Genomic DNA, 5,005 nt, shown 5'->3' with positions numbered 1-5,005 from the left:
GCAAGTGCTGGCGCAAGCCAGGTTGCCAAGGGCGCTTACATTCTGCAAGAAGCATCGGGCTCTAAGCCAGAAGTGATTTTGATTGCTACCGGTAGCGAGGTGCAGTTTGCCGTTGAGGCTCGCACCGAGCTCGAGGCACAGGGCATCAGCACCCGAGTGGTATCCGCTCCATGTATCGAGTGGTTCGAAGAGCAATCTGCGGAATACCGCGAGAGCGTTTTGCCATCGTCGGTCAAGGCTCGAGTATCAATCGAAGCTGGCCTGACAATGGGCTGGAGAAAGTACGTCGGCGACGCAGGCGCAAGCATCGGTATCGACCACTACGGTGCATCTGCGGACTACGCGACCCTCTACCGCGAATTTGGAATCACCACCGAGGCAGTCGTTGCTGCTGCAAAGAAATCACGCTAGGAGCCAAGATGACTAACCCACTTGCAACTGCAACCGCCAACGGCGTGTCAATCTGGCTGGATGACCTATCACGTGAGCGAATCGAATCGGGAAACCTAAAGCACCTAATCGATAACTACAGCGTCCGCGGTGTAACAACCAACCCAAGCATTTTTGCCGCTGCCCTAAAGGACCCTTTCTACTCCAAGGCTCTGGCTGAGGAAGCAGCTCTTGGTCACGATGCCCTGCAGGCAATTGTGAACATCACCTCAACTGACGTGGCAGCAGCTTGCGATCTCTTCCGCGGCATTTACGACAGTTCAAATGGCGTTGACGGCAGAGTTTCTATCGAGGTTGAACCGGGACTAGCTTTTGACACCGATGCAACCATTTCCCAGGCACTTGATCTCTACAAACTGGTAAACCGCGAGAACGTGATGATCAAGATTCCTGCGACCAAGGCCGGATTACCCGGCATCACCGCTGTGACTGCGGCTGGAATTAGCGTCAATGTGACCTTGATCTTCTCGGTAGAGCGCTACCACGAAGTTATGGATGCTTACTTCGAGGGGCTTCGCCAGGCAAAGAACAATGGCAAAGACCTAAGCAAAATTCACTCGGTCGCATCATTCTTTGTCTCACGTGTTGACACCGAGGTAGACAAGCGCTTGGTCGCGCTTGGTAAGCCTGAGCTCAAGAGCAAGGCCGCTTTGGCTAATGCTCGCCTGGCATATGCTGCGTTCTTAGAGCGCACCGCAAGTGATGAGTGGAAAGAGTTGGAAGCCAGCGGTGCTCGCTACCAGCGTCCGCTGATGGCATCCACCGGCGTCAAGGACCCGGCCCTTCCAGACACCCTTTATGTCACCGAGTTGATTGCAAAGAACCTGGTCAACACCATGCCGGAAAAGACCATGATGTCAACCTTTGACCACGGAGTTGTGCCACAGGATTCCATCACCTCGCTAATCCCTGCAGCTCATGAGTTCATGGCTGAATTGGCGATTGCTGGCGTAGACATAGTTGCTGTAACCAACCTGCTGGAAGAGGAAGGCGTTGACAAGTTCATCGTCTCCTGGAACGAACTTGTTGAGTCAGTCGCGCAGGCCTTGGAGGCTTCTAAGTGAAGTTAGTCCTCTCTGCTGGCAATCAGGCGGCCCTTGAATCTGAGGTCCAAGACCTAATTGCAGCCTCAGTTGCATCGCGAATCGCTTCGAAAGACGACTCGCTTTGGGGTGCAGCTGCGCAAGCCGAGGCTTCAATTCGATTGGGTTGGATCACCAGTGCTCGTGACTCGCAGGCACTTCTCCCAGAGATTTTTGCCTTGCGCGATGAATTTTCTGCCAAGGGCGTCAACCGCTTTGTACTTTGCGGCATGGGCGGGTCCTCACTGGCCCCTGAGGTAATCACTAAGAACGCAAATGTTGACCTTGTAGTGCTGGACGCAACTGCTCCTGATCAGGTCGCTTCCGCATTGATTCACCTCGAGAGAACTGCAGTTGTGGTGTCGTCTAAGTCTGGTTCGACCGTTGAGACCGACTCGCAGAAGCGTGCCTTTGAAGCTGCATTCAAGGCAGCGGGAATCGACCCTACCGAGCGCATTGTGATTGTTACCGATCCCGGCTCTCCGCTAGATGTAGCAAGTCGTGCGGCCGGTTATCGCGTTTTTAATGCCGACCCGAATGTTGGAGGTCGCTACAGCGCGTTGACTGCGTTTGGTCTTGTGCCTTCTGGGCTTGCCGGAGCCGATGTGACCGAACTTCTAAGCTCTGCAATTTCAGCATCAGCCCTACTCGGTTCCGACTCGAGCGATAACCCGGGTCTGTGGCTAGGTGCGCTGCTGGGCCGCTCAGTAAATGGCTCTGGCCTCAAGGACAAGTTCTTGATTGAGTGCGATGGTCTAAATGGCTTTGGTGACTGGGTTGAGCAGTTGGTCGCAGAATCTTCTGGCAAGGAAGATAAGGGCATCCTTCCGGTTGTCGTGACAGTAGCGGCTCCTGAAATCTCAAACCTGCCAGCCGACACCCTGCTGATTCGCTTTGGCGCTGAAGCGGTCGGCAACACCGACGCAGCTTTTAGCGGGAGCCTTGGCGAGTTGTTTTTGCTTTGGAAGTATGCGACCGTAATCGCCGGATACCTGCAGGGAATCAATCCCTTTGACCAGCCAAATGTCGAAAGCGCAAAGATTGCTGCCAGGGCCCTGCTCGACTCCCCCGCAGCATCGACCGAGGTCGATTTTGTTGACGGCAATGTCGCTGTCAAAAGCTTTGGCTTTGAGCTATCAGGCTCCACTTTGGATTCTGCGGTTGAACAGCTTTTAGATCTCGTGGATGATGCGAGCTACATCTCGGTGCACGCCTATCTGAATCGCATGGCATATCCACAGTTGGAAACCCTCAGGGATGCACTTGCAAAAAGAACTGGACGACCAGTTACCTTTGGTTGGGGCCCAAGGTTCTTGCACTCCACCGGTCAGTACCACAAGGGTGGCCCAAAGCAAGGTGTATTCCTGCAGCTAACCTCAGACTTCCCAAACGATCTCGCGATCGAAGGTCGCCCATTTAGCTTCGGAGGTTTGATTCAGGCCCAGGCTGCCGGCGATGCAAACGTCCTGAAGGACAATGGCCTTCCGGTCCTGACTCTTCGCGTGAGCAATCCCCTGGCGGATCTGGACAGACTAAAGAAGGTAATCGCTTCGTGATCCAAAACCCACTCCGCGATCCCTTCGATCGCCGCATGCACAAGATAGCCGGACCTTCCGGCTTGATAATGTTTGGCGTTACCGGTGATCTTTCGCGCAAGAAGCTCCTACCTGCCATCTATGACCTGGCGAACCGCGGTCTTTTACCACCGGCCTTCTCGCTGGTTGGTTTTGCGCGTCGCGACTGGAGCGAAGAAGACTTCGAACAAACTGTTTATGAAGCAGTAAAGGCAAACGCTAGAACTACATGGTCCGAGGACGTTTGGCAGCAGCTGAGCAAGGGAATTCGTTTTGTCGCTGGTCGTCATGATGATCCTGAGGCGTTCAAGAAACTTCGAGAGACTGTTGATGAGCTTGACCGCGAACGCGGAACCGCTGGAAATCACGCCTTCTACCTCTCAATTCCACCGCGCGATTTCCCATTGGTTGTGAACCAACTTGAGGCAGCCGGACTCACTCAAGCCGCCACCGGACAGTTCCGCAGGGTTGTGATTGAGAAGCCATTTGGATCAAACCTGCAAACTGCTAAAGAACTAAACAGCGTTGTTGAAAGAGTCTTTCCTGAGGATTCGGTCTTCCGAATCGACCACTACCTTGGAAAAGAGACGGTTCAAAACATCCTGGCACTTAGGTTTGCCAACCAAATGTTTGAGCCACTTTGGAACTCGAAATACATCGATCACGTTGAAATCACCATGGCCGAGGACATCGGCATTGGCGGCCGTGCCGGATACTACGACGGCATCGGTGCCGCAAGAGATGTAATTCAGAACCACCTGCTTCAGCTTCTGGCACTAACCGCCATGGAGCGCCCAGAAACTTTTGACGCCGCCGATCTTCGCGCCGCAAAAGAACAGGTGCTGGCTGAGGTTGAGATCCCCTCCGATCTTTCTCAGCACACAGCGCGCGGTCAGTACGCCGGTGGCTGGCAGGGTGGCAGTGAGGTGCTTGGCTTTTTAGGTGAGGAAGGCATCAACCCGGATTCAGTGACCGAGACCTATGCAGCTATGCGTCTTGATATCAATAACCCGCGTTGGAAAGGTGCTCCGTTCTACTTACGTGCTGGCAAGCGACTCGGTAGAAGAGTGACTGAGATTGCTATCGTCTTCAAGCGCGCAGGTCAGCAGCTTTTTGCTCAGAATCAAATGTCGCTACTCGGTGAAAACGCGCTTGTTATTCGCGTCCAGCCTGATGAGGGTGTCACCATGCGCTTTGGCTCCAAGGTTCCAGGTCCTGCTATGCAGGTTCGAGATGTCACGATGGACTTCGGTTACGGTCACGCCTTTACCGAGGACTCCCCGGAAGCCTACGAGCGTCTGATTCTGGATGTTCTTTTGGGTGAACCGCCACTTTTCCCTCGCCAGCGCGAGGTGGAATTGAGCTGGGAAATCCTCGATCCGATTGTTTCTCACTGGGAGGCTTCAGGGCAACCTCAGCAGTATGCCCCTGGCAGCTGGGGGCCAGAGTCCTCAGATTCGATGCTTGAGCGCGATGGCAGAAGCTGGAGGCGTCCATGATCGTCGATATGCCAAACACAACTTCCAGCAAAATTGGCAAGAAGCTTCAGGAACTTAGAGAATCCGGCGGCGTTGTAGCGCTTGGTCGCGTGCTGACGCTGCTGATTGAAACTGATTTCGCACACATCGAAGAGGCGGTGAAGGCTGCAAACAGTGCAAGCCGGCTGCACCCCTCGAGAATCATTTTGCTAGCCGATGACGATGAACCTCAAGGCGCAGCGTCTTATCTTGATGCCGAGATACGAGTTGGTGGTGATGCTGGAGCTTCAGAGGTGGTAATCCTAAAAGCCCATGGTGCGGCCGCTAGCAACCCTGAATCCTTGGTTATGGGACTCCTGCTCCCAGATGCGCCGGTTGTGGCCTGGTGGCCATCCTCATGCGATCCAAACCCATCGCAGAG

At 54.2% G+C, this 5,005-nt stretch carries 5 protein-coding genes; all 5 read left to right on the top strand.

Annotated elements, in window-relative coordinates; translation table 11 throughout:
• On the top strand, positions 1–411 hold a 411-nt coding region (locus tag AC128V_RS06555; RefSeq protein ID WP_482763873.1), incomplete at its 5' end, for a transketolase-like TK C-terminal-containing protein.
• An 8-nt stretch (positions 412–419) separates the two neighbouring features.
• Complete coding sequence (gene tal / locus AC128V_RS06550; RefSeq protein WP_482763872.1) at positions 420–1,514, top strand: transaldolase; 1,095 nt, start codon at positions 420–422, stop codon at positions 1,512–1,514.
• Positions 1,511–3,088: a glucose-6-phosphate isomerase gene (locus AC128V_RS06545; RefSeq protein WP_482763871.1), complete on the top strand. Its 1,578-nt coding sequence runs from the start codon at positions 1,511–1,513 to the stop codon at positions 3,086–3,088. The genes tal and AC128V_RS06545 overlap by 4 nt, the downstream gene beginning before the upstream one ends.
• Before the next feature lie 35 nt (positions 3,089–3,123).
• A complete protein-coding gene (gene zwf, locus AC128V_RS06540; protein WP_482763874.1) occupies positions 3,124–4,605 on the top strand; it encodes a glucose-6-phosphate dehydrogenase in 1,482 nt (493 codons plus the stop codon).
• Positions 4,602–5,005, top strand: a 404-nt coding sequence (locus AC128V_RS06535) for a glucose-6-phosphate dehydrogenase assembly protein OpcA (RefSeq protein WP_482763870.1), incomplete at its 3' end; no start/stop codon positions are given. The genes zwf and AC128V_RS06535, both read left to right, overlap by 4 nt.

This window comes from Aquiluna sp. (assembly GCF_965064355.1).
The sequence above is the reverse complement of the archived record's forward strand: the minus strand, read 5'-3'. Positions and strand labels throughout refer to the sequence as shown.